The organism is Nonomuraea gerenzanensis, assembly GCF_020215645.1.
Lineage (GTDB): Bacteria > Actinomycetota > Actinomycetes > Streptosporangiales > Streptosporangiaceae > Nonomuraea > Nonomuraea gerenzanensis.
This window is the reverse complement of the sequence record NZ_CP084058.1, coordinates 446,879-469,812: the sequence shown is the minus strand read 5'-3', so window position 1 is coordinate 469,812 and position 22,934 is coordinate 446,879. Positions and strand designations below refer to the sequence as shown.

Sequence of the window (22,934 nt, the reverse complement as noted above, 5' to 3'; positions counted from 1 at the left end):
TGCGGCGTGATCTCAGCGATATGAGATTCCACCAGTCACCTCAGTACTTCAGCAGGTTCGCGTCGTCGACGGACGCGGACCTGCGGGTTCGGAAGATCGTCACGATGATGGCCAGGCCTACCACGACCTCGGCCGCGGCCACCACCATCACGAAGAACGCGATGATCTGGCCTTCCAGGTTGCCGACCTGCCTGGAGAAGGTGACGAAGGCGAGGTTGCAGGCGTTGAGCATGAGCTCCACGCACATGAACACCACGATCGCGTTACGCCTGATGAGCACGCCCATGGCGCCGATGGCGAAGAGAATGCCGGACAGGACGAGGTAGTGCGTCGTCACTTGGTCACCTCATTGGTCTCGGCGTCCTTCTCCGCCTCGGTCGGCGCCTGGTCGAGCTCGGCCGTGTGCTTGATGGCCTCGGCGAGCTTCGGGTCCTCGGGCAGGTGGTCGTGCTCGACGTCGTAGCGCGCGATGTAGCGGTTGACCGAGTCCTCGGCCACCGAGCCGTCCGGCAGCAGCGCCGGCATGTCGATGGCGTTGCTCCTGGCGTAGGTGCCGGGGCCGGGCAGCGGCGAGGGGCGGTCGCCGAGGAAGCGGGCCCGGGACAGGTCCTTCTGCGTGACCTTCTCGGTGAGCTTCTCGCGGTGCGCGAGCACCATCGCGGCCAGCGCGGCGGTGATCAGCAGGGCCGAGGTGATCTCGAACGCGAAGACGTACTTGGTGAACAGCAGCAGCGCGATCGAGCGGATGTAGCCGCCCTGCCCGGTGGCCTGCGCCAACCCGGCCTCCGGGGCGAAGATCGCGTTGCCGACGGCCAGCACGATCAGCGCCAGGAAGCCGAGGCCCGCCAGGATCGCCCAGAACCGCTGTCCCTTGAGCGTCTCCACGAAGGAGTCGGAGGAGTCCACGCCCACGAGCATGAGCACGAACAGGAACAGCATCATGATGGCGCCGGTGTAGACGATGATCTGCACCGCGGCCAGGAAGGGCGCGTCCTGCACGGCGTACAGGACGGCCAGGCAGAGCATCACGGTGCCGAGCATCAGCGCGGAGTAGACGGCCTTGCGGTTGAAGACCATGCCGAGCGCGGCGCCGACGGAGACGACGGCGAGCACCCAGAAAGTGATGGTCTCACCCATTGGTCCGCCCCAGCCGGTAGTAGTCCTCTTCGGTCTCACCGAGCCGCATGGGGTGCGGCGGCTGCTCCATGCCCTGGGTCAGCGGCGCGAGCAGCATCTCCTTGGTGTAGATGAGGCTCTCGCGGTTGGTGTCGGCGAGCTCGTACTCGTTGGTCATGGTGAGCGCGCGGGTCGGGCAGGCCTCGATGCACAGGCCGCACAGGATGCACCGCAGATAGTTGATCTGGTAGGTGCGCCCGTAGCGCTCACCGGGCGAGAAGCGCTCCTCCTCGGTGTTGTCCGCGCCTTCGACGTAGATCGCGTCGGCCGGACACGCCCAGGCGCACAACTCGCACCCGACGCACTTCTCCAGCCCGTCGGGCCAGCGGTTGAGCTGGTGACGCCCGTGGAAGCGAGGAGCCGTGGGCTTCTTCTCCTCCGGGTAGTTCGTCGTGACGGGCTTCTTGAACATCGTGTGGAAGGTGACCCCGAAGCCCTTGACGGGGTTCAGCCAATCAGTTAGTCCCACTGGGAATCTCCTTGTGCTGCACCCCGTGGTAGTGCGGCAGGTCGAGCGGCGGCACAGGGAAGCCACCGGCCGCCGGTTCCTCGGACAGTTGCTCGAACTCGGCCTCCACCTGCGCCTTCTTCGCTTCCTTGCGCCGCTGGTTGACGGTGTCGAAGCGCATCCAGATGGCCAGCGCGCCGATCACGATGACCACGCCGAGCCCGATGCCGAGCGTCCGGTCGCCCTCGTTGACCACGATGTTGCGCACCGCGGCCACCAGCAGGATCCAGGCCAGGTTGACCGGGATGAGCACCTTCCAGCCCAGCGACATGAGCTGGTCGTAACGCACCCGCGGCAGCGAGGCGCGCACCCACACGATGAAGCAGAACGTGAGCACGAACTTGATGAAGAACCACAGCACCGGCCACCAGCCCTGGTTGGCCCCCTCCCACAACGAGATCGGGAACGGCGCCCGCCAGCCGCCCAGGAACAGGGTGACCGCGATGCCCGAGGCGGTGAAGGTGTGCAGGTACTCGCCCATCATGATGAGCGCGAACTTCAGCGACGAGGAGTATTCGGTCTGGAACCCGCCGACCAGCTCGCCCTCGCCCTCGGGCAGGTCGAACGGGATGCGCGCGGCCTCGCCGAACATGCAGATCACGTAGACCAGGAAGGACGGGATGAGCAGCACCGCGAACCAGGTCTGCTCCTGCGCCTTGACGATCTCGGAGGTGGACAGCGTGCCGGCGAACAGGAAGATCGCCACGAACGACAGGCCCATCGCGATCTCGTAGGAGACCACCTGGGCCGCCGAGCGCAGCCCGCCCAGCAGCGCGTACGGCGAGCGCGACGACCACCCGGCCAGCACCACGCCGTACACCGACACCGCACCCATGGCCAGCATGAACAGCACCGCCACCGGCAGGTCCACCAGCTGCAGCGGCGTCTCGACACCGAACAGGTTCACCACCGGCCCGAACGGCACGATGGAGAAGGCCAGGAAGGCCGGCACCACCATGATCACGGGCGCGAGCAGGTAGAGCACCTTGTCCACGGTCCGCGGGAAGATGTCCTCCTTCAGGCCCATCTTCAGACCGTCGGCGACGGACTGCAGCAGGCCGAACTTGCCGGCCCGGTTGGGGCCGTAGCGGTGCTGCATCCGCGAGATGAGCTTGCGCTCGAACCAGACGCCGAACAGGATGCCCAGCATCAGGAAGGCGAAGAGCATGACGGCCTTGATGATGGTGATCCAGAGCGGATCGTGGCCGAAGTTCTCCAGGGTGGGACTCATGAGGCGCTCCCGATGGTGACGATGTCGCCGGCCACCGCGCGCAGGTCACGGGTGACCGAGCAGCCGCCGGAGTTCGCCGGCACCCAGACCACGCGGTCGGGCAGGTCGGCGACGCGCACCGGCAGCGTGACGTTCTCACCGACGACGAGCTTGTCGCCGTCCGTGACGCCCAGCTCGGCGGCGGTGCCCTCCGAGACCAGTGCTTCGGCGGGGCGGGCGGTGCCCGCGAGGTACGGCTCGCCGTCCTGCAGCCTGCCCTCGTCGAGCAGCAGGTGCCAGGTGGCCAGCAGCGCCTGGCCCTGCTCCGGCAGGTCCAGCGTGCGGGACAGGGCGACCGGGGCGCTGATGCGGCTGCCGCGCCACGAGCCGAGGCCGGACAGCTCGCGCCGGGCGGCCTTGGCGTCAGGCAGGCCCAGGTGCACGTCCATGCGGTCGGCCAGGTTGGCGATCACGGCGAGGTCGGACTGCAGGCCGGGCACCTTGAGCGGCGCCTCGAACGAGCGGCCCCTGCCCTCCCAGTTGACGAACGTGCCGCCCTTCTCCTGCACCGCGGCGACGGGCAGGACCACGTCGGCGCGGTCGGTGACGGCGCTGGCGCGGATCTCCAGGCTGACGATGAACGGCGTGTGCTCCAGCGCGTCCAGCGCCGCGGCCGGGTCCGGCAGGTCGTAGGGGTCGACCCCGGCGACGACCAGCGCGTCCAGCTCGCCGTCGCGGGCGGCGGCGAGGATGCCGGAGGTGTCGCGGCCGGGCGTGGCGGGCAGCGAGGCCACGTTCCACGCCCTGGCGACCTCGGCCCTGGCGCTCTCGTCGTCCACGGGGCGGCCGATCGGCAGCAGGTTGGGCAGCGCGCCCGCCTCGACGGCGCCGCGCTCACCGGCCCGGCGCGGGATCCAGGCGATCCTGACGCCGGCGGAGGCGGCGGCGAGCCGGACCAGGGCCGACAGCGCGCCGGGCACCGTGGCCAGGCGCTCGCCGGCCAGCACGATCGTGCCCTCGGCCAGCGTGCCGACGAGGTCGCCGATCGCGTCGGCCTCGGCGCCGGGCGCGGTGCGGATGAGCGTGCCGCCCATCTTCGTCAGGCCCAGCGAGGCGAACGGCGCGATCGAGGTGACCTTGAGGCCCTTCTTCCGCCACGCCTTGCGCAGGCGCAGGAAGACGCCCGGCGACTCGTCCTCGGGCTCGAAGCCGACGAGCAGCACGTGCGGGGCGTTCTCGAGGTCGGTGTAGCTGATCTCGATGCCCTTGCCGGCCACCGCGTGCGCCAGGAACTGCGCCTCCTCGGCGGAGTGCGGCCTGGCGCGGAAGTCGATGTCGTTGGTGCCGAGCGCGAGCCTGGCGAACTTGGCGTAGGCGTAGGAGTCCTCGACCGTGACCCGGCCGCCGACCAGCACGCCGGCCTTGCCACGGGCCTTGGCCAGGCCCTCGGCGGCCACCATCAGCGCCTCCGGCCACGAGGCGGGCACGAGCACGCCTTCCTCGTTGCGGATGAGCGGCTGCTTGAGGCGGTCGGGCTGCTGCGCGTAGGTGAACGCCCAGCGGCCCTTGTCGCAGTTCCACTCCTCGTTCACCTGCGGGTCGTTGCCCGCCAGGCGGCGGGTGACCCGGCCGCGCCGGTGGTCGGTGCGCAGGGCGCAGCCGCCGGCGCAGTGCTCGCACGCGCTCGGCGTGGAGACCAGGTCGAACGGGCGGGCGCGGAAGCGGTAGGCGGCGCCGGTGAGCGCGCCGACCGGGCAGATCTGCACCGTGTTGCCGGAGAAGTAGGAGTTGAACGGCTTGCCTTCGGCCGTGCGTACCTGCTCCTTGGCCCCGCGCTCGAAGAACTCGATGAGCGGGTCACCGGCGATCTGGTCGGAGAAGCGGATGCAGCGCGCGCACTGCACGCAGCGCTCGCGGTCGAGCAGGACCTGCGTCGACAGCGGCAGCGGCTTGGGGAAGGTGCGCTTCTGCTCCTGGAAGCGGGACTCGCCCTGGCCGTTGGACATGGCCTGGTTCTGCAGGGGGCACTCGCCGCCCTTGTCGCAGACCGGGCAGTCCAGCGGGTGGTTCATGAGCAGCAGCTCCATGGCCCCGCGCTGCGCCTTCTCGGCGACCGGGGAGGTGAGCTGGGTCTGCACCACCATGCCCTCGGCGACCTCGATCGCGCACGACGGCTGCGGCTTGGGGAAGCCGCGGCCGTTGCCCGCGTCGGGGATGTCGACCAGGCACTGCCGGCAGTTGGCGGCCGGGTCGAGCAGCGGGTGGTCGCAGAACCTGGGGATCTGGATGCCCAGCAGCTCGGCGGCCCTGATGATCAACGTGCCCTTGGGGACACTGACCTGGAACCCGTCGATGGTCAGGGTCACCAGGTTCACTTCTGTCTCTACGACGGTCACTGCTCACCCCAGAGAGTGGACTTCTTCGGGTCGAACGGACAACCGCCGATCTCGAAGTGCTTGAGGTACTCCTCGCGGAAGTACTTCACCGAGGAGTGGATCGGGCTCGTGGCGCCGTCACCCAGCGCGCAGAACGAGCGGCCCAGGATGTTGTCCGCGATGTCGGTGATCGTGGAGAGGTCCTCCTCGGTGCCCTGGCCCTTCTCCAGGCGCTTGAGCACCTGCTTGAGCCAGTACGTGCCCTCGCGGCAGGGCGTGCACTTGCCGCAGGACTCGTGGGCGTAGAACTCGGTCCAGCGCAGCACCGTGCGGACCACGCAGGTGGTCTCGTCGAAGATCTGCAGCGCGCGGGTGCCGAGCATGGAGCCCTTGGCGCCGACCGCCTCGAAGTCGAGCGGCACGTCGAGGTGCTCGTCGGTGAAGATCGGCGTGGAGGAGCCGCCCGGGGTCCAGAACTTGATCTGGTGCCCCTCGCGGACGCCGCCGGCCATGTCGAGCAGCTCGCGCAGCGTGATGCCGAGCGGGGCCTCGTACTGGCCGGGCCTGGTGACGTGGCCGCTGAGGGAGAAGATGCCGAAGCCCTTGGACTTCTCGGTGCCCATCCCGGCGAACCACTCGGCGCCGTTGGCGATGATCGAGGGAACAGACGCGATCGACTCGACGTTGTTCACGACAGTAGGCGAGGCGTACAGGCCCGCCACGGCCGGGAACGGGGGCTTGAGCCGCGGTTGACCTCTGAAGCCTTCCAGCGAGTCCAGCAGCGCCGTCTCCTCGCCACAGATGTAGGCGCCCGCGCCGCTGTGCACGACGAGCTCCAGGTCGTAGCCGGAGCCGAGGATGTCGGTGCCGAGGTAGCCCTTCTCGTACGCCTCGCGCACGGCCGCGTGCAGCCGCCGGATGACGTGCAGCACCTCGCCGCGCACGTAGATGAAGGCGTGGTTGGCCCGGATCGCGTACGAGGTGATGATGATGCCCTCGACCAGCGCGTGCGGGTTGGCCATCATCAGCGGGATGTCCTTGCAGGTGCCCGGCTCCGACTCGTCGGCGTTGACGACGAGGTAGTGCGGCTTGCCGTCGCCCTGCGGGATGAAGCCCCACTTCATGCCGGTGGGGAAGCCCGCGCCGCCGCGGCCGCGCAGGCCCGAGTCCTTGACGGCCTGGATGACCGCGTCGGGGTCCATGCCCAGGGCCTTCTTCGCCGCCTCGTACTCTCCGTAGGCGCCGAGGGTGAAGGAGTTGGGCTGGTCCCAGTTCGCGGTCAGGACCGGTGTCAAAGTCGTGCTCATGCCTCCGGTGCCTTCCATCCCTTGGCCTTGGCGACCTTCAGGCCCTCCAGCGAGGCGCCGGCGGCCGACGGGCCCTCGCCCGCGAGGTCGTCCGGCAGGCCGGAGAGCACGCGCGAGGCCTGCTTGAAGGTGCACAGCTTCTTGGGGCCGCGCGTGGGTGCCACGTCCTTGCCGTCACGCAGGTCGTCCACGAGCTGCTTGGCCGACTCGGGGGTCTGGTTGTCGAAGAACTCCCAGTTGACCATCATGACGGGCGCGAAGTCGCAGGCCGCGTTGCACTCCAGGCGCTCCAGCGAGATCTTGCCGTCGGCGGTCGCCTCTTCGTGACCGACGCCGACGTGCTCGGAGAGCTCCTCCCAGATCTGGTCGCCGCCCATGACCGCGCACAGCGCGTTGATGCACACGCCGACGTGGTACTCGCCGGCGGGCTTGCGCTTGTACATGGTGTAGAAGGTGGCCACGCCCGTGACCTCGGCCTTGCTGAGGCCGAGCATCTCCGCGCAGAACTCCTGGCCGTCGTCGGAGACGTAGCCGTCCTCCGACTGCACGAGGTGGAGCAGCGGCAGCAGAGCGGAGCGCGTCTTCGGGTAACGCCCGATGATCTCCTTGGCGTCCCGCTCCAGACGCTCACGGATCTCCGGTGAGTAAGTCACCGGTCCACACCTCCCATGACGGGGTCGATAGAAGCCACCGCGGCGATCACGTCGGCGACCTGGCCGCCCTCCGCCATGGCGGGGAAGCTCTGCAGGTTGCAGAAGGACGGCTCGCGGAAGTGCACGCGGTACGGCCGGGTGCCGCCGTCGCTGACCACGTGGGCGCCGAGCTCGCCCTTGGGCGACTCGATGCTGGCGTACGCCTGCCCCGCCGGCACCCTGAAGCCCTCGGTCACCAGCTTGAAGTGGTGGATGAGGGCCTCCATGGAGGTGCCCATGATGTGCGCGATGTGGTCGGGCGAGTTGCCGAACCCGTCGGGGCCGAGCGCGAGCTGCGCGGGCCAGCCGATCTTCTTGTCCTCGATCATGACAGGGTCGCCCTTGAGCGGACCGGCGATGCGGTCCAGCGCCTGCTCGATGATCTTGAGGGACTCCTCCATCTCCCTCATGCGGACGAGGTAGCGCGAGTACACGTCGCAGCCGCGCTCGGTGGCGACGTCGAACTCGTAGGTCTCGTAACCGCAGTAGGGCTGCGACTTGCGCAGGTCCCACGGGAGGCCGGCGGCGCGCAGGATCGGCCCGGTGACGCCGAGGGCCATGCAGCCGGTCAGGTCGAGGTAGGCCACGTCCCTGGTGCGGCGCACGTAGACGGGGTTCTCGTCGAGCAGCTTGCGGATGTCCTTGATCCGCTTGGGCATCTCCTTGAGGAACTCGCCCACCTTGTCGACCGCGCCGGCGGGCAGGTCCACGCTCACGCCGCCGGGGCGGATGTAGGCGTGGTTCATGCGCAGGCCGGTGATGTACTCGAACAGGTCCATGATCATTTCACGATCGCGGTACCCGAACAGGAACGGCGTGGTGGCGCCCAGCTCCATGCCGAACGTGCCCATCGCCACCAGGTGCGAGGCGATGCGGTTGAGCTCCATCATCATCACGCGGATGGCCTGCGCCCGCTCGGGCACGCGGTCGGTGATGCCGAGCAGCTTCTCCACGCCGAGGCAGTAGGCGGTCTCGTTGAAGATCGGCGAGAGGTAGTCCATGCGGGTCACGAACGTGGTCCCCTGGGTCCACGTCCGGTACTCCATGTTCTTCTCGATGCCGGTGTGCAGGTAGCCGATGACGCCGCGCGCCTCGGTCACCGTCTCGCCGTCGAGCGTCAGCACCAGCCGGAGCACGCCGTGCGTGGACGGGTGCTGCGGGCCCATGTTGACGACGAGGCGCTCCTCCTCGGAGTCGCGCACGCCGCTGACGACCTGGTCCCAGTCAGCGCCGTTGACCGAATAGACCTTGCCCTCGGTCGCCTCGTCATAAGCGGTGCTCATGAGTAGCTCCTTCTGTGGTCAGGCGAGGGGATCGTGGCGCCGCGGTACTCGACCGGGATGCCGCCCAGCGGGTAGTCCTTCCGCTGCGGGTGGCCGTCCCAGTCGTCCGGCATCATGATCCGGGTGAGCGCGGGGTGACCGTCGAAGATGATCCCGAAGAAGTCGTACGTCTCGCGCTCGTGCCAGTCGTGACCAGGGTAAACGCTGACCGTGGATGGGATGTGCGGGTCGGAGTCCGGCGCGCTCACCTCCACGCGCACGCGCCTGTTGTGGGTGATCGAGACCAGGTGGTAGACGGCGTGCAGCTCCTCGCCCGCCAGGTGCGGGTAGTGCACCCCGGACACGCCGGTCGACAGCTCGAAGCGCAGCGCGGGGTCGTCGCGCAGCTTCTGGGCGACCTCGACCAGGCGCTCCCGCTTGACGTGCAGGGTCAGCTCGCCGCGGTCGACGACCACGCGCTCGATGGCGTCGTCCATCGCCAGGCTGTCGACGATCTCGTCGAAGTAGCCGCCGTACGGGCGGGGCGTGGAGAGCTGCGGCGCCCGGCGCACGACGAGACCGCCGTAGCCGGAGGTGTCGCCGCTGTCGTGCGCGCCGAACATGCCCCTGCGGGCGACCGGCGGCTCCTGGGCCGCGGGAACCTGGGGAACCTCCGCGTCCGGGACCTCGGGCAGGTTGTCGGGCGAGGTCACTTCGGGGCCCCCTGGTCGATCAGCGGCAGCGTGCGCAGCGCCTGCAGCTCGAGCTCCTCGATCTGCTTGGCGCGGTGCGCGCCGAACTTCATGTTCTGGATCTTGTCGTGCAGCTTCACGATCGCGTCGATGAGCATCTCGGGCCGCGGCGGGCAGCCCGGCAGGTAGATGTCCACCGGGACGACGTGGTCGACGCCCTGCACGATGGCGTAGTTGTTGAACATGCCGCCGCTGGAGGCGCACACGCCCATGGAGATGACCCACTTGGGCTCGGCCATCTGGTCGTAGATCTGGCGCAGGACGGGCGCCATCTTCTGCGACACGCGGCCGGCCACGATCATGAGGTCGGCCTGCCGGGGAGACGCCGAAGCGCGCTCCATACCGAAGCGCGCCAGGTCGTAGTGGGGGCCACCGGTGGCCATCAGCTCGATGGCGCAACACGCGAGGCCGAACGTGGCCGGCCACACGGAGTTCTTTCGCGCCCACCCCGCGGCCGCTTCGACCGTGCTGAGGATGAACCCGCTGGGGAGTTTTTCTTCAAGTCCCATTTTCAGTCCCAGTCCAGACCCTTGCGGCGCCACACGTACGCGTAGGCGACGAGCACGGTGACGATGAACAGCAGCATCTCGACGAGCGCGAACAGGCCAAGGCCCGAGGAGAGCACGCGGCCGAGGTCGTCCGTCTGCGGAGCGAACGAGACGGCCCACGGGTATAGGAAGATGATCTCGATGTCGAAGACGATGAAGAGCATCGCCGTGATCATGTATTTGAGTGGGAACCGTCCACCACCGACAGGCTGGGGCGTGGGCTCGATGCCGCATTCGTAGGCGTCGAGCTTGGCGCGGTTCCAGCGCTTGGGACCGGTGAAGGGAGCGATGGCGACCGAGAAGATCGCGAAGCCCCCCGCGAGAACGGCGAGCACCAGGATGGGCACGTAAAGGTCCATCGCTACGCCTCCTCTGGAGTCGCCGCGCGCGCGGGCGCGCAGCCGGATCTGTTGATTGCGAGATTCATGCTGATGGCGCGACCTTTGAGAGTGCGTTGATGATCATGTCTGACGCATCGCCTCGCCGGTCGGTGAGATTACCAAGGAGTTTGAGCGCGAAGCGCATCAGCCTCGGGTGCGGGAGCCCGTGCCTGGTGCCGAAGCTCATCACACCCGGCTTCCCAATCGCCTCGACGAACAACCTCCCGAGCGTGAAATATCCGCCGTAGGCGTCCTTCAGCGTCTGAGGATAGGTCCGCAGGATCCGCTCGCGTTGCGCGGGGGTGGTGTCCTTGAGGGCCTTGGCGATGATCTCGGCGGCGATCTCCCCGGTCTCCATGGCGTAGGCGATGCCCTCGCCGTTGAACGGGTTGATCGATCCGCCGGAGTCCCCGACGAGCAGCAGGCCGCGGGTGTAGTGGGGCTGCCTGTTGAAGGCCATCGGGAGCGCGGCGCCGCGGATCGGGCCCGTCATGTTCTCCTCGGTGAAGCCCCACTCCTGCGGCATCGACCGGCACCAGCGGCGCAGCAGGTCGCGGTAGTCGATGTTGCCGAACTGTGAGCTGGTGTTGAGCAGGCCGAGCCCGACGTTGGCGGTGCCGTCGCCGACGCCGAACACCCAGCCGTAGCCGGGCAGCAGCGTGTCGCCGTCCCACAGCTCCAGCCAGGTCTCGAGGTAGTCGTCGTCGTGGCGCGGGCTCTGGAAGTACGTCCGCACGGCCACGCCCATCGGGCGGTCCTCCCGCTTGTGCAGGCCCATGCCCAGGGCCAGGCGGGTGCTGTTGCCGTCGGCCGCCACGACCACGCGGCTGCGGAACTCGCGGCCGTCCTTGGTGGTCACGCCGACGATGTGGCCGCTGCGGTCGTCGAGCACGGGGCCGGTGACGGTGACGCCCTCCATGAGGCGCACGCCGTTCTTGACCGCGTTGGCGGCGACGATCTGGTCGAAGTCCTGGCGGGTGCGGACGAGGCCGAAGTCGGGGAAGCGCTCGAGCTGCGGCCAGTCGAGCTCGAAGCGCAGGCCGCCGCCGACGACACGCAGGCCCTTGTTCCTGATCCAGCCGGGCGCGTCGATGTCGACGCCCATGTTCTGCAGCTGCTTGACCGCACGGGGGGTCAGGCCGTCGCCGCAGACCTTCTCGCGAGGAAACCTGGTCTTCTCCAGGAGCAACACGTCGAGCCCGGCCTGAGCGAGGTAAAAGGCGGTTGCGGAGCCGGCTGGACCGGCGCCGACGACGATGACGTCTGCGTCAGCCTGTCTGGCTGCTGGCACGGTCACTGGACATCCTGTCCCTACACGCTCGAAGGCCGTGGGGTGTCGCGCCTTCGTTCCTTTGTGAACCCCTTCACAAACTTACCGGCCCGCAGTCTACTGCTTTTCCTGTACATAGTGGCAGTCGGGGTGCGGTTCTGTGATCCCTGGGGACGGCGTGTCGCCTGAGGCCGCGCAGTCATGATCGTCACGCTAGCAGCCGGCCCATGAGCGTCAGAGTCCGGCCAGTGAGGCGATGCAGTCTCGAGACGCTTCCTCGTCGAGCGCCGCCTCCCGCAGCAGGTCGAAGAGCAGCGAATACCGATAGACCCGTTCCTCCGCCTCGATCAGCTCCAGCCCGGGATAGTCCTCGGTGTAGACCACGTCACTGGAAATCGGGCCGAGCAGCCGCATCGAGGGAAATCTCAGATGCACGAAACTCGATAAGTCGATCGGATGCTGTTGTTCGAGCAGCATCACGTGAATGGTGATGTTCGGCAGGTCGGAAAGCTCCAGCAGATGGCGTAACTGCTCGCGCATCATCGCCTCGTCGGCCTCGCCGAACCGGCGGCGCAGGGTCGCCTCCTCCACCACCGCCGTGTACGTCACCCGCTCGTTGGTGAGCAGCTGCTTCCTGCGCATGCGGACCCGGGTCCTGCGTTCGATCTGGGTCGGCGTGGCCAGCTCCACCGCGCGGTACAGCCGCGCCAGCTCCGTGGCGTAGGCGCGCGTCTGCAGCAGACCGGGCAGCACGTTGTTGTGCCAGGCGCTGATCACCTGGGCGCCGTCCTCCAGGCCGATGTACTCCAGCGCCACCTCGGCCAGGATGTCGGAGTAGGACTCCCACCAGCCCTTGGCGACGTGGTTGCCGGCCAGTTCGAGCAGCAGGTCGGCCTCCTCGCCCAGCGCGTCGTAGTGCTTGAGCAGCCGGGCCACGTCCTTGGCCGAGGGAGCGACCTGCCCGGTCTCCAGCCGGGAGAGCTTGGAGGTCGACCAGTGCAGCGCCTGCGACACCTGGACCCCGTTGAGCCCCGCCTCCTCGCGGAGCCGCCGCAGCTCAGAGGCGAGTTTCCGGCGGCGGAGTGTCGGATTGACCTCCCCGATCACTCAGCCTCCTCTCGGGACATTCTTCCAAATATGCCCGCCCCGCTGTCATGCAATCGTCGCCGGGAAGAATGAATCACGTTCCGCGCGGAATCCCTTGACTCATCCCTGCGGGAATTGCACAGGGCCGCCCGATGGCACACCCTCAGGGTAGCCCGCAGGCAGGAAAACGGGCCAGATGCCGAAATGAGGTTTTCGCCAGACGCGAGGGGGCGGATGGTGGGACCCCATCCGCCCGCAACCGCGTAGCACCCCGACTCTGACCGAAGAGCGGAAATTGGGAGCCGCGGCATGAACGACGCTACACGTGGCGCCGGAGATCGCAAGGGCGGATGGCGGCGATTAACCGTCGCCGTCAACAGGTGGTTCTGGCGCCGGTCCAACGACTTCGCCAGGAAGCAGGGCTGGGAGGTCGACCGGTCGGCCTGGGGCGGGCGGAAGTACCGCGACCCCCGCTTCGAGCAGCGCAAGAAGGAGATCCTGGAGTCGCCGCCCCAGGACGAGCCGGTCAGCGAACCGCCCCCGCGCAAGTTCAGCCCCGGGGACGGGTTCCCCCGGAAGCATCCGAAGATCGCCAGAGCGCGCGGCCCCGTCGCCGCAGCGGGCCTGGCCTGGCGGTGGCGGACCGAGCTCGCGCTCGCCGGCGCGGCTTCAGTGGTCCTCTGGCAAGGGCCGGTGGCGGCACTGCTGCTCGCGGGGGCGGTGCTCGCCGGCGGCGCGATCCCAGCCGTACGCAGGGCCGTGGGGCGGCTCGTCATCCGCCACCGCTTCCAGGGGCTCTGCCTGCGCACCTCGATGCGCACCCCCGAGGGGCGCCTGCCCCTCGTCGTCCACACCCAGGCGATCCCGGACGGGACCGCGATGCTGATCTGGTGCAGGTCGGGCATGAGCCCCGAGCTGTTCGAGGACTACATCCCCGAGATCAAGGTCGCCTGCTTCGTCAAGGAGGTCACGCTCCACCGCCATCCCCGTCACGCCCACCTGCTGACCATCGAGCTCAGGCGGGCTTGAACCCCCTGTGCATGGCGACGATCCCCATCGTGAGATTGCGCCAGGCCACCCGTTCCCAGCCGGCGTCCTGGATGGTCCGGGCCAGCGTCGGCTGGTCGGGCCAGTCTCTGATCGACTCGGCGAGATACTCGTAGGAGTCGTCGTTGGAGCCGAACACCTTGGCCACCTTCGGCAGCAGCCGCATCAGGTACTCACGGTAGACCAGGTCGAACGCGCCGAACGTGACGTGCGAGAACTCCAGGATCACCAGCCGCCCGCCCGGCTTCGTCACCCGCAGCATCTCCCGCAGCGCCAGGGACGTGTCATGCACGTTGCGCAGCGCCACCGAGATCGTCACCGCGTCGAACACCCCGTCGGCGAACGGCAGCCGCATCGCGTCACCCGCGACGAACGGCACGCCGGGCCCCGACAGCGCGTTGCCGCCGTGCCGCCGCACCCCCGTGCTGAGCATGCCGAAGGAGAAGTCGGAGGCGATCGCCCGTGCCCCCAGCGTGGTGAACGCGTCGGTGGACGTGCCCGTGCCGGCGCCCAGGTCGAGCACGAGCTCCCCCGGCCCGGCGTCCACGGCGGCGGCCACCGCCTTGCGCCAGAGCCGCACCTGCCCGAGGGAGATCACGTCATTGACCAGGTCGTAACGCCGGGCGGTGCGATCGAACATCGCGGCGACCTCGTCCGGCTGCTTGTCCAACTGAGCGCGCGTCATGACTCACACCTTATTGGGCCCCGCCTGCGGGTACGCGGTCATACCCATCCAGGACAATCAACGGAAAGTAGTCGCAGCACTACCCAACGTCTGCTAGATATTGGCGAATGCTTGCCCGTGTCGCCCTTGCGGCGATCACCGCCTACGCCCCCGTCGCGCACGCCCGCGTCGTGGCGGCCGACCCGATCGACACCACCCCGCACGTGCTCGACGGCATCGTCAACGCCATCACCGTCGTCGGCCGCACCGTCGTGGTCGGCGGCTCGTTCAGCGAAGTGAGCGACGCGTCCCGCACCACGGTCCACGCCCGCGACAACCTGTTCGCCTACGACCTGGTGACCGGGCGCGTCCTGCCCGGCTTCGCGCCGAGCGTGGCCGGCCCCGTCTACGGCCTGGCGGCCGGCGACAGCGGCACCGTCTACGTCGGCGGCGAGTTCCACGGCGTGGACAACCGCCGGGCCCGCGGCCTGGCCAGGCTCAGCCTGGCCGACGGCGCCCTGGTGCCCGCCTTCCAGCCGCGCGTCGGCGGCGGCATGGTGACCGCGCTGGCCAGGCAGGGCCGGCACCTGTACGTCGGCGGCGACTTCGTCAGCCCGCGCACGGCGCTGGCCCGGCTGGACGCCACCACCGGCGCGCCCGACGCGGGGTTCGCCGTCGAGCCGGGCGCGCCGCTGACGTCACGCGTGAAGGTGTACGCGCTGGCCGTCTCCGGCCGCAGGCTCGCGGTGGACGGCTCGTTCACCACGCTCGACGGCCAGTCACGCCCGCAGCTCGGGCTGATCGACGTCGGCGGGCCGGTCGCCAGAGTGGCCCCGTGGCGGACCGAGGCGTACGCGCGCCCGTGCAGCAGCGCGTTCCCCTCCTACGTACGCGGCCTCGACTTCTCCCCCGACGGCCGCTACTTCGCGGTCGTCACCACGGGCGGCCCGAAGGGCGGCATGTGCGACACGACGGCCCGCTTCGAGACCTGGGCGAAGGGCTCGGCCATCCGCCCGACCTGGGTGAACAGCACCGGCGGCGACTCGCTCTACGCGGTCGCGGTGACCGGTGCGGCGGTGTACGTGGGCGGGCACCAGCGCTGGCTGGACAATCCACAGGGCCGCGACTCGGCCGGCCCCGGCGCGGTGTCACGGCCCGGGATCGGCGCCATTCATCCGAGCACCGGAAAGGCCCTCAGTTGGAATCCCACGCGGGAGCGCGGGATCGGGGTGAAGGCGTTTTACGCGCACGGCAGTGGACTACTTGTCGGTAGCGACACAACGAGACTCGGACGGGAGTACCATGCCCGGATTGGCATGTTCCCCCTGCCCTAGTCGTTGTCCGGCTTCGGCCGGTCGATCCTGTCGCTGAGACGCGCACTCACGGCGTCACGCTGCTTGGACAGCAACACGTAGCTGGCTATGCCGCTGATCAAGAAAGAAGCGGCGATGAGGATCAGCGGGTTTTGGAGTCCGAGCAGGTACAGGACACCCAGGGTCACGAGAAACAAGCCGATCCGCGACGCGGTGTAAACGAGAACGGGACGCACAGGTTCGAGGTTACTCGGACCGGCGCAGCGGTCGCTCTTCGCATCGGACGCGAGCACTGCTACTGTTCCCAGTTAGGGAGTTTCGTAAAGAAACACCCACGAGAGCCCCAAAGAGGCTCTATCATATAACAATCGGGCAGTCAGCTGATAACAACCCGTGATCTTTGTAGAAAACCACGGATAAATCAGGCTTCGCTCGACACACTGGTTACCTGTCCGCCCGCTGGCAGGAAGCGGGATGCGAGGGGGAGAGATTGGTGGAGAGTAGCAGCGAGCGTCTGCTGACCCCAGGAGAGGTTGCCGCCCTCTTCCGGGTAGACCCAAAGACGGTTACACGCTGGGCAGCGGCAGGCCGCATCAGCAGTATCCGCACCCCCGGAGGGCACCGGCGCTTCCGCGAGTCGGAAGTGCACGCCCTTCTCCGAGGCGAGGACGTTCTCACGGCCGACAGGCCAGCAGGTGAGTCCCCGCGCGTCTGACGTTCCGTCTAGTCGGTGATCCTGCAGGCGGGCCGCCTGAACAGCGGTCCTTCCCGCCAGGATCACCGCTGGCGGAACCCACTGTTTCGCGTGCCCTCCCGGCCACACTTCCGTACGGGAACGGCACGGGGCGGCGCCAACCGCCGACCGTGGCTGGCGCCTGTCCGTTCGCCCAGGACCGGGCCGGCGTCCCCCTGCAGCCCGGTCAGGCGTCCTCCTGCCGCGCCTTGAACGCCAGGAACTCCCGCTCCAGGTCGTCGTTCTCCTCTTCCCAGCGCCGGCGGCGCAGCTCCGCCTCCTCCTCGGTCAGCGACTCCGGCAGCCACTGCTCGTAGTCGGGGTCACCGGGCTGGACCTCGACGTAGGCGTTGCCGATCAGACGGCCGTCCTGGCTGGCCAGGCTCTGCGGTACGCGCAAGGTGCCGTCCGCGAGCCGGATGACGTACATGGCCGATCACCTAGATTCCGTAGCGCCGGTTGAAGAACAGCATGATGTCGAGCGCCATCCGCGTGTCGCCCCCGAGCATGTCCACCAGGGCCGGGCGCTGGCGCGAGGCGATGGCGGCGAAGGCGTCGGCGAAGAACTCCTTGCGGCCGAGCCCGCCGCCCTGGCGGTGGAACGTCGAGGCCAGCAGCGGCACGGCCGAGTCGTACAGGCGCGCGAACTCCGGCGAGTCCGACACCCAGTCGCCGTAGGCCGCGTCGATGTCGTCGATGGCGTGGCCGACCTCGTGCATCATCACGTCGGGCGTGGGTGAGGGACGGTCGCCCACGACGATCTTCCTGTCGCCGTACGCGCCGGCGCAGATGTCCCAGGTCGCCCGGCTCGACGGGAGCGGGGCGCCGCGCAGGTAGCCCATGTCGTCGAGGTCGGGCACGCCGCCGGGGCCGACGTAGATGCCCTCCAGGCCCGAGGCGAGCAGTTCCTTCAACCGTTCGGGCAGCCTGGCCAGGCTCTCCACGGCCCTGATCACGTCGGCGGACGGCGGGCCCTGCCTGGCGTCCCACTGGCGGTGCAGGATCGACTCCAGCCTGCCGCAGTGCCGCAGGCCGTCGCCGAGCGAGGGCGCGTCGGGGCGGTGCGGGCGGGCCCTGAGCGGCTCGTCGGTGAGCTCGAAGTCGGCCCAGGTGTAGCGGGGGCGATCGACCACGACGGCGGCGGGCAGGCGCTCGCCGCGCTCGCGTAGGCCGAAGGCGTCCCAGCTCGTCCCCTCCGACCGCGCAGCCGGCCGTCCATCGGGGGGCCGTTCGGCGCGCGTGCCGTCCGGCGGCCGTTCCGCGCGGTAACCGTCGCGTGGCCGTTCCGCGCGGTAACCGTCGCGTGGCCGTTCCGCGCGGGTGCCGTCCGATGGCCATCGCGGGCGTTCCGGATCGTCACCTCCGGGCCACATCATCCTGTCCTGCGTGCCGGACAGCCTGCCCGTCTCGGCGGGCCGGCCCACCTGGTGCGGCTCCCCGCCACCGGTGCGCGCGTCGGACCAGAAGGAACGGTCGGCGTCGGGGTGCGCCTCGCCACGGCGCGAGAAGAGGTAGGAGCCACGCCGCCACCAGCGCCCACGCCGATGCCGTCCTCTGTCGTTGGGTCCCCTGTCGGAAGAAAAGGCCATCGCACCCCTCAACGCCACCTGGAGCCCCGTGGACACCGACGCATCGGATTCCACCGTACGACGCCGATCTTCCGCTAGTCACCCGAAATGGGACATCAGGCAGCACGATCACGCCGAAACATGGCTTACAGTTCGGGACATGGCAGGTGTTCTGATCGGCCTGGCGCTGCTGGCCTTCTGGCTCTTCTCACTGTTCGACGTGGTCACCACACCCGAAGACGAGGTACGGAACGTACCAAAGCCGCTGTGGATCCTCATCGTCGTGCTCATCCCGCTGCTCGGCGGCGTGGTGTGGATGGCGCGCGGCCGTCCGCGCGCCCCGAGGGCGGCCTGGCCCGTCCCCCCGGGCCCGGGCGCGCCGAAGGGGCCGGACGACGACCCCGACTTCCTCAAGGACCTCGACCGGCGGATGCGCGGCGACGACGTCTCCTAGCCCCCGGGGCTAGTCGACGTCGGCGTAGCTGTGCAGGCCGTCGATGAAGATGTTGACGCCGATCAGGTTGAACAGCAGGCAGCCGAACGCCACGAGCTGCACGATCGTCGCCGCCCTCCCCCGCCAGCCGGCCGTCACCTTCGCGTGCAGGTAGGCGGCGTAGGCTACCCAGGTGATGAACGACCACACCTCCTTGGGGTCCCAGCCCCAGTAACGACCCCACGCCCGGTCCGCCCAGAGCGCACCCGCGATCACCGCGAACGTCCACAGCGGGAAGGCGAACACGATCGCCCGGTGCGCCACCTTCTCCAGGTCCGCCCGCGACGGCAGGCGCGACATCCCGTCGCCCCGCACCAGGTAGAGCACGCCGGCGACGCCGGCCAGCGTCAGCAGGCCGCTGGAGATGATCGCCGCGCTGACGTGGATGGCGATCCAGTACGAGTTCAGCGCGGGCACCACGGGCCCCGCGGCGGTGTAGAAGACCTTGACGGCCAGCCCGAGCCCCAGCGCGGCCGTGACCATCACGAACGCGCCCAGGAACCGCACGTTGTGGCGGAGCTGGGTGCCGAGGAACGCGGTCACGGCGGCGAAGCAGATCGCGACCACGAACTCGTACATGTTGCCCCACGGCCACCGGTCCACGGCCAGGCCGCGGGTGACGATGGCGCCGAAGTTGGCGGCCCAGCCGATCCAGGCGAGCACGAGCGCCACCGTGCCGGCCTTGGTGTGCCCGCCCGGCTGGTCGGCCGCCTTCCCGGCCACCGCGGGCGCCGCCTCGGCGGTCTTCCCGTCGGCGTCCTTGACGGTGGCGCCTTCCGAGGCCCCCTCGTCGGGCACCGCGGCCGTGGCCCCCACCGCGACCGGCTGCTTGACCTCGGCCGGCTCGGTGGCCACGGCCTTGCCGGGCCGGGCCCGGCCGAAGGCGAGCTCGATCGCGAAGCCCACCATGGCCACGACGTAGAGCAGCACGGCTGCGACGACGAGAAGGTCGCTCAGCTCGGCGAGTTGCTCAGCGGACATCCTTTTCTCCTGCTGATAGAACCTTCACGATGTCGGCGAACTCCTCGGCGAAGCCCGCCGCGGAGCCCTCGGTACGGGTCAGGCCGCCCACCTCGGCCCTGCCCCCGGAGATCCGCACGAAGACCCGCCGGCGGCGGATCATGAGGGAGAGCGCGATGGCGACGACGGCCGTGGCGGCGGCCACCAGCGCGGGGAAGCGCCCCGGGTCGTAGGACGTCTGGAGCGTGATCCACTCCTTGACCCCGGTGTACTCCAGCTTGCCCAGCCCGTCGGGCAGGTCCAGCGACTGCCCCACGGCCAGCGGCTTGGGCGCGGCGGACCCCATGACGAGGGGCTTGAGCTTCTTCAGCACCTCGGGCTCGGCCAGCTCGTACACCGACTGCGGCTTGCCCGAGCGCACACCCAGGTCGCCGGAGAAGGCGCCGAGGATCTTCACCTCGGGGTTGAGCGAGCCGGGGAAGGCCGAGGCGTGGTCACCGTTGGTCAGCGGCACGCTGGTCGGCAGGAACTGCAGCAGGAACCCCAGCTGCGACGGTTGCGCGTCGGGCACCTTGACCACGCAGCCCGAGGTCATGGTGGTCTTCTGCTCGATCAGGCAGGGCACGGGCCCCTCGAAGGCCACCTGCCCCTTGCCGTCGGTGACCTTGAACACGGGCGCGTAGCCGTTGCCGATCAGGTACATCTGCGTGCCGTCGACTTCAAGCGGCTCGTTGACCTTGAGCTCGTAGTCGCGGGCGGGCGCGGCCGGCGTGTCGCTGACCTTGAGGTGGGCCGAGTAGTCGAGGGCCTGCCCCCGCTTGTCGCCGGCGACCTGGTAGGCCACCTTGAAGTCCGACAGCGTGAAGGAGAACGGCTGCAGCGACTCGGCGGAGACCTGGTTGCCGGGCATGAACCGGTCGTAGGCGGCCACGGTGTTGGCGAACCCGTCGCCCTCGACGACCAGGACGTTGCCGCGGTAGCCGTACAGGGACCCGGCGCCGATGGCGAGCAGGATGCCGAGCAGGGCGACGTGGAAGAACAGGTTGCCGGTCTCGCGCAGGTAGCCCTTCTCCGCCGACACCCAGCCGTCGCCGGTCACGACGCGGAAGCGCAGCTTGCGCAGCCGGCGCGCGGCCTCGTCGACCTCCAGGGCGGAGTCGAAGGAGTCGGCGTGGGGCAGGCGGGACAGGTTCTTGGGGGCGGCGGGCGGCTTGCGGCGCAGCTCGCGCAGGTAGGTCGCGGTGCGCGGGATGATGCAGCCGATCAGCGAGGTGAACAGCAGCAGATAGACGGCCGCGAACCAGGTGGAGCTGAACACCTCGAAGAGCTGGAGGCGGTCGTACCACTCGGCCAGCGCCGGGCTCTGCTCGTAGAGCTGGGCGACCTTGTCGGGCTCGACGCTGCGCTGCGGCACCAGCGAGCCGGGCACCGAGCCCAGCGCCAGCAGGAACAGCAGGATCAGCGCCGTCTTCATCGAGGTGAGCGTGCGCCACACCCAGCGCAGCCAGGCCACCAGGCCGAACGAGCCCTGCTTGGGCTCCTGCTCCTTCTCCAGCTCCTGGACGCTCATCAGATCACCGGCTCGAACGCGCCGATCAGTCCCTGCATGGCGGCGATCATCTCTCCCCAGAGCCCGGTCACCAGGAGCACGCCGACGGCCACCATCATGCCGCCGCCGATCCTGGTGATCAGGCGCGAGTGCTTGCGGATGGCCCGGAACGTGCGCAGCGCCCTGCTGTAGGCCAGCGCCGCGCCCACGAAGGGCAGGCCGAGGCCGAGGGCGTAGGCGACGGCCAGGAGCGCTCCCCGGCCCGCGCTGCCCTCGTTGAGGCCGAGCGTGAGCACCACGGCCAGCGTGGGCCCGATGCACGGCGTCCAGCCGAGGCCGAAGACCACCCCGAGCAGCGGCGCGCCCGCCAGCCCCGCGGCCGGCAGGCGGTGGATGCGCACGTCGCGCATGAGCCCGGGCAGCACGCCCAGGAAGGCGAGCCCGAGCAGGATGGTGAGCACGCCGAGCACCCGGGTGATGACGTCGGCGTTGCCCAGCAGGACGGAGCCGAGGCCGCCGAACAGCGCCCCGCTGAGCACGAACACCAGCCCGAACCCGGCCACGAACAACGACGCCCCGAGCACCAGCCGCCCCCGCTTGGGGTCGGCGCTCATGCCCGTGACGTACGACAGGTAACCGGGCACCAGCGGCAGCACGCACGGCGACAGGAACGACACCACCCCGGCCAGCACCGCGATCGGCACGGCCAGCAGCAGCGAGCCCGAGGCCACGACATCACTCATCGCGCACCTTGGTCACGGTGTTCATCAGGTCGGTGTACTTGACGGCGCCCAGCGCCCTGGCGGCGATCCTGCCCTGCTTGTCGATGATCAGCGTGGACGGGATGGCCGCGGGCGGCACCGTGCCCTGGAAGGCCAGCGCGACCTTGCCGGGCTGGTCGAAGATGTGCGGATAGCCGGTCTGCTCGGTGCGCTCGAACGCCTGCGCGTCGGCCTGGCGGTCCTTGAAGTCGACGCCGAGGAACTGCACCCCGCTGTCCTTGGTCTTGGCCGCGACCTCCTTGAGCACGGGCGCCTCCGCCCGGCAGGGGCCGCACCAGGAGGCCCAGAAGTTGAGCACCACGACCTTGCCCTTGTGCGCGGCCAGCGAGGCGGTGGCGCCGTCGAGGGTCGGCCCCTCGACCGCGGGCGCGGGCTTGCGCTCGGCGGCCTCGAAGACCTGCATCTTCCCGTCACCCGCGACGAAGCGGGTGTCGCCTGCCTGGGGCTGACCGCCCTGGTTGCCGGCGCAGCCCGCGACCAGCAGCGCCACGGGGAGAAGGAGGGAGAGGGACTTGGCGCGCACGGAGGAAGATCTCCTTGTACTACAACCGGTAGAGCTTGCAACTCTACCGGGGGCACCGCACGCTCCGGACATCAGGCCCCGGGGAGCGAGGGCCCCGTCTCCAGTGATCCCGCGGGCTCGCTGTAGCCGATGCTGATCAGGCGGTCGCCGTCGAAGGTCAGCGTGGTCAGGCTGGCCAGCGCGCACTGCCGGCGGCGCGGGTCGTGCCAGAGCCTGCGGCCCTCGGCGGCGCACCTGATGGCCCAGATGGGGAGCTGGTGGCTGACGAGCACCGTCTCGTGCCCGCGCGCCGCCGCCCTGGCCTCGTCGATGATCGACTTCATCCGGCTGACGATGACCGGGTACGGCTCGCCCCACGACGGGCGCAGCGGGTTCCAGAAGTAGCGGTAGTTGCGCCAGTCGCGCAGCACCCCCAGGCCCTGGCCCACGATGCGGCCCTGCAGCAGGTTGCCCGCCTCGATCAGGCGGGGGTCCTGGACGATCTCCAGGCCGAGCTTGTCGGCGAGCGGGGCCGCCGTCTCCAGGGCGCGTTCGAGCGGGGAGCTGAACAGCTTGACGATGTCACGGCCGCCGACGGCCTTGGCGACCGTCTCGGCCATGAGCTGACCTGTCTCGGACAGGTGGAAGTCGGGCAGCCTGCCGTACAGGACGCCTGCGGGGTTGTGCACCTCACCGTGGCGCAGCAGGTGGACGACGGTGGTATCAGCCATGGTGGGCACAGCCTATCCGCTCGCCC

Annotated in this window: 26 protein-coding genes; 4 read left to right on the top strand and 22 right to left on the bottom strand. The window is 69.3% G+C overall.

Annotated elements, in window-relative coordinates; translation table 11 throughout:
- Window positions 1–40 precede the first annotated feature (40 nt).
- The 13 genes from nuoK to LCN96_RS02325 all read right to left on the bottom strand — a co-directional run bounded on the left by nuoK (window position 41) and on the right by LCN96_RS02325 (window position 12,587).
- Window positions 41–337, bottom strand: coding sequence for an NADH-quinone oxidoreductase subunit NuoK (gene nuoK / locus LCN96_RS02385; protein WP_148433096.1), 297 nt, complete (start codon window positions 335–337; stop codon window positions 41–43).
- Window positions 334–1,137: an NADH-quinone oxidoreductase subunit J gene (locus LCN96_RS02380; protein WP_225270946.1), complete on the bottom strand. Its 804-nt coding sequence runs from the start codon at window positions 1,135–1,137 to the stop codon at window positions 334–336. Before LCN96_RS02380 ends, nuoK begins: the two co-directional genes overlap by 4 nt.
- A complete protein-coding gene (gene nuoI, locus LCN96_RS02375; RefSeq protein ID WP_148433094.1) occupies window positions 1,130–1,645 on the bottom strand; it encodes an NADH-quinone oxidoreductase subunit NuoI in 516 nt (171 codons plus the stop codon). The genes LCN96_RS02380 and nuoI overlap by 8 nt, the downstream gene beginning before the upstream one ends.
- Entirely contained in the window at window positions 1,632–2,915 is a 1,284-nt protein-coding gene (gene nuoH / locus LCN96_RS02370) for an NADH-quinone oxidoreductase subunit NuoH (RefSeq protein ID WP_225270945.1), read from the bottom strand. Before nuoH ends, nuoI begins: the two co-directional genes overlap by 14 nt.
- Window positions 2,912–5,269, bottom strand: coding sequence for an NADH-quinone oxidoreductase subunit G (locus LCN96_RS02365; protein ID WP_263657429.1), 2,358 nt, complete (start codon window positions 5,267–5,269; stop codon window positions 2,912–2,914). Before LCN96_RS02365 ends, nuoH begins: the two co-directional genes overlap by 4 nt.
- A gap of 17 nt (window positions 5,270–5,286) precedes the next feature.
- Window positions 5,287–6,576 carry an NADH-quinone oxidoreductase subunit NuoF gene (gene nuoF / locus LCN96_RS02360; protein WP_225270943.1) on the bottom strand — a complete coding sequence of 430 codons (1,290 nt, stop codon included), beginning with the start codon at window positions 6,574–6,576 and terminating at the stop codon, window positions 5,287–5,289.
- Window positions 6,573–7,229 carry an NADH-quinone oxidoreductase subunit NuoE gene (gene nuoE / locus LCN96_RS02355; protein ID WP_225270942.1) on the bottom strand — a complete coding sequence of 219 codons (657 nt, stop codon included), beginning with the start codon at window positions 7,227–7,229 and terminating at the stop codon, window positions 6,573–6,575. The genes nuoF and nuoE overlap by 4 nt, the downstream gene beginning before the upstream one ends.
- Entirely contained in the window at window positions 7,226–8,551 is a 1,326-nt protein-coding gene (locus LCN96_RS02350) for an NADH-quinone oxidoreductase subunit D (protein ID WP_225270941.1), read from the bottom strand. Before LCN96_RS02350 ends, nuoE begins: the two co-directional genes overlap by 4 nt.
- Window positions 8,548–9,243: an NADH-quinone oxidoreductase subunit C gene (locus tag LCN96_RS02345; protein ID WP_225270940.1), complete on the bottom strand. Its 696-nt coding sequence runs from the start codon at window positions 9,241–9,243 to the stop codon at window positions 8,548–8,550. Before LCN96_RS02345 ends, LCN96_RS02350 begins: the two co-directional genes overlap by 4 nt.
- Window positions 9,240–9,791 (bottom strand): NuoB/complex I 20 kDa subunit family protein, encoded by a 552-nt coding sequence (locus LCN96_RS02340; RefSeq protein ID WP_225270939.1) that lies wholly within the window; start codon window positions 9,789–9,791, stop codon window positions 9,240–9,242. Before LCN96_RS02340 ends, LCN96_RS02345 begins: the two co-directional genes overlap by 4 nt.
- Before the next feature lie 2 nt (window positions 9,792–9,793).
- Window positions 9,794–10,189, bottom strand: coding sequence for an NADH-quinone oxidoreductase subunit A (locus LCN96_RS02335; protein WP_080043646.1), 396 nt, complete (start codon window positions 10,187–10,189; stop codon window positions 9,794–9,796).
- A gap of 64 nt (window positions 10,190–10,253) precedes the next feature.
- Window positions 10,254–11,507, bottom strand: a complete 1,254-nt coding sequence (locus LCN96_RS02330) for a geranylgeranyl reductase family protein (RefSeq protein WP_225270938.1) — start codon at window positions 11,505–11,507, stop codon at window positions 10,254–10,256.
- A 207-nt stretch (window positions 11,508–11,714) separates the two neighbouring features.
- Window positions 11,715–12,587: a helix-turn-helix domain-containing protein gene (locus LCN96_RS02325; protein ID WP_225270937.1), complete on the bottom strand. Its 873-nt coding sequence runs from the start codon at window positions 12,585–12,587 to the stop codon at window positions 11,715–11,717.
- 288 nt (window positions 12,588–12,875) lie between these two features.
- Between LCN96_RS02325 and LCN96_RS02320 the strand changes: the two genes are divergently transcribed.
- A complete protein-coding gene (locus tag LCN96_RS02320; RefSeq protein ID WP_225270936.1) occupies window positions 12,876–13,595 on the top strand; it encodes a hypothetical protein in 720 nt (239 codons plus the stop codon).
- Here LCN96_RS02320 and LCN96_RS02315 read toward each other — a convergent pair.
- Entirely contained in the window at window positions 13,582–14,298 is a 717-nt protein-coding gene (locus LCN96_RS02315; RefSeq protein WP_225270935.1) for a demethylmenaquinone methyltransferase, read from the bottom strand. The two genes, LCN96_RS02320 and LCN96_RS02315, sit on opposite strands and share 14 nt — an antisense overlap.
- A gap of 107 nt (window positions 14,299–14,405) precedes the next feature.
- Here LCN96_RS02315 and LCN96_RS02310 point away from each other — a divergent pair, with 107 nt between their 5' ends.
- On the top strand, window positions 14,406–15,611 hold the full coding sequence (locus LCN96_RS02310; protein ID WP_225270934.1) for a hypothetical protein: 1,206 nt from the start codon (window positions 14,406–14,408) through the stop codon (window positions 15,609–15,611).
- Here LCN96_RS02310 and LCN96_RS02305 read toward each other — a convergent pair.
- Window positions 15,608–15,826 carry a DUF4229 domain-containing protein gene (locus LCN96_RS02305; RefSeq protein WP_225270933.1) on the bottom strand — a complete coding sequence of 73 codons (219 nt, stop codon included), beginning with the start codon at window positions 15,824–15,826 and terminating at the stop codon, window positions 15,608–15,610. The two genes, LCN96_RS02310 and LCN96_RS02305, sit on opposite strands and share 4 nt — an antisense overlap.
- A gap of 257 nt (window positions 15,827–16,083) precedes the next feature.
- On the opposite strand from LCN96_RS02305, the gene LCN96_RS02300 reads away from it, so the two are divergent.
- Window positions 16,084–16,305 carry a BldC family transcriptional regulator gene (locus LCN96_RS02300; protein ID WP_026214226.1) on the top strand — a complete coding sequence of 74 codons (222 nt, stop codon included), beginning with the start codon at window positions 16,084–16,086 and terminating at the stop codon, window positions 16,303–16,305.
- A gap of 205 nt (window positions 16,306–16,510) precedes the next feature.
- Here the strand turns inward: LCN96_RS02300 and LCN96_RS02295 are convergent, their stop codons facing one another.
- The gene (locus LCN96_RS02295; RefSeq protein WP_225270932.1) at window positions 16,511–16,753 is read right to left on the bottom strand and encodes a hypothetical protein; all 243 of its coding nucleotides are present in this window, start codon (window positions 16,751–16,753) and stop codon (window positions 16,511–16,513) included.
- A gap of 10 nt (window positions 16,754–16,763) precedes the next feature.
- Window positions 16,764–17,912 (bottom strand): hypothetical protein, encoded by a 1,149-nt coding sequence (locus LCN96_RS02290; protein WP_225270931.1) that lies wholly within the window; start codon window positions 17,910–17,912, stop codon window positions 16,764–16,766.
- Between the two features lie 139 nt (window positions 17,913–18,051).
- Here LCN96_RS02290 and LCN96_RS02285 point away from each other — a divergent pair, with 139 nt between their 5' ends.
- Entirely contained in the window at window positions 18,052–18,345 is a 294-nt protein-coding gene (locus LCN96_RS02285) for a PLD nuclease N-terminal domain-containing protein (RefSeq protein ID WP_225270930.1), read from the top strand.
- A 9-nt stretch (window positions 18,346–18,354) separates the two neighbouring features.
- Here the strand turns inward: LCN96_RS02285 and ccsB are convergent, their stop codons facing one another.
- The 5 genes from ccsB to LCN96_RS02260 form a co-directional block, all read right to left on the bottom strand.
- A complete protein-coding gene (gene ccsB / locus LCN96_RS02280) occupies window positions 18,355–19,365 on the bottom strand; it encodes a c-type cytochrome biogenesis protein CcsB (protein ID WP_225270929.1) in 1,011 nt (336 codons plus the stop codon).
- A complete protein-coding gene (gene resB / locus LCN96_RS02275; protein WP_225270928.1) occupies window positions 19,355–20,914 on the bottom strand; it encodes a cytochrome c biogenesis protein ResB in 1,560 nt (519 codons plus the stop codon). Before resB ends, ccsB begins: the two co-directional genes overlap by 11 nt.
- A complete protein-coding gene (locus LCN96_RS02270) occupies window positions 20,914–21,636 on the bottom strand; it encodes a cytochrome c biogenesis CcdA family protein (RefSeq protein WP_225270927.1) in 723 nt (240 codons plus the stop codon). The genes resB and LCN96_RS02270 overlap by 1 nt, the downstream gene beginning before the upstream one ends.
- Window positions 21,629–22,198, bottom strand: a complete 570-nt coding sequence (locus LCN96_RS02265) for a TlpA family protein disulfide reductase (RefSeq protein ID WP_225270926.1) — start codon at window positions 22,196–22,198, stop codon at window positions 21,629–21,631. The genes LCN96_RS02270 and LCN96_RS02265 overlap by 8 nt, the downstream gene beginning before the upstream one ends.
- Before the next feature lie 71 nt (window positions 22,199–22,269).
- Window positions 22,270–22,908 (bottom strand): histidine phosphatase family protein, encoded by a 639-nt coding sequence (locus tag LCN96_RS02260; protein ID WP_225270925.1) that lies wholly within the window; start codon window positions 22,906–22,908, stop codon window positions 22,270–22,272.
- Window positions 22,909–22,934 lie beyond the last annotated feature (26 nt).

Coding starts and splice junctions, on each gene's coding strand:
- LCN96_RS02380 (WP_225270946.1), bottom strand. CDS start 1,137: ATGGGTGAGACCATCACTTTCTGGGTGCTCGCCGTCGTCTCCGTCGGC.
- nuoH (WP_225270945.1), bottom strand. CDS start 2,915: ATGAGTCCCACCCTGGAGAACTTCGGCCACGATCCGCTCTGGATCACC.
- nuoF (WP_225270943.1), bottom strand. CDS start 6,576: ATGAGCACGACTTTGACACCGGTCCTGACCGCGAACTGGGACCAGCCC.
- LCN96_RS02350 (WP_225270941.1), bottom strand. CDS start 8,551: ATGAGCACCGCTTATGACGAGGCGACCGAGGGCAAGGTCTATTCGGTC.
- LCN96_RS02340 (WP_225270939.1), bottom strand. CDS start 9,791: ATGGGACTTGAAGAAAAACTCCCCAGCGGGTTCATCCTCAGCACGGTC.
- LCN96_RS02335 (WP_080043646.1), bottom strand. CDS start 10,189: ATGGACCTTTACGTGCCCATCCTGGTGCTCGCCGTTCTCGCGGGGGGC.
- LCN96_RS02320 (WP_225270936.1), top strand. CDS start 12,876: ATGAACGACGCTACACGTGGCGCCGGAGATCGCAAGGGCGGATGGCGG.
- LCN96_RS02315 (WP_225270935.1), bottom strand. CDS start 14,298: ATGACGCGCGCTCAGTTGGACAAGCAGCCGGACGAGGTCGCCGCGATG.
- LCN96_RS02310 (WP_225270934.1), top strand. CDS start 14,406: ATGCTTGCCCGTGTCGCCCTTGCGGCGATCACCGCCTACGCCCCCGTC.
- LCN96_RS02295 (WP_225270932.1), bottom strand. CDS start 16,753: ATGTACGTCATCCGGCTCGCGGACGGCACCTTGCGCGTACCGCAGAGC.
- LCN96_RS02290 (WP_225270931.1), bottom strand. CDS start 17,912: ATGGCCTTTTCTTCCGACAGGGGACCCAACGACAGAGGACGGCATCGG.
- LCN96_RS02285 (WP_225270930.1), top strand. CDS start 18,052: ATGGCAGGTGTTCTGATCGGCCTGGCGCTGCTGGCCTTCTGGCTCTTC.
- ccsB (WP_225270929.1), bottom strand. CDS start 19,365: ATGTCCGCTGAGCAACTCGCCGAGCTGAGCGACCTTCTCGTCGTCGCA.
- resB (WP_225270928.1), bottom strand. CDS start 20,914: ATGAGCGTCCAGGAGCTGGAGAAGGAGCAGGAGCCCAAGCAGGGCTCG.
- LCN96_RS02270 (WP_225270927.1), bottom strand. CDS start 21,636: ATGAGTGATGTCGTGGCCTCGGGCTCGCTGCTGCTGGCCGTGCCGATC.
- LCN96_RS02260 (WP_225270925.1), bottom strand. CDS start 22,908: ATGGCTGATACCACCGTCGTCCACCTGCTGCGCCACGGTGAGGTGCAC.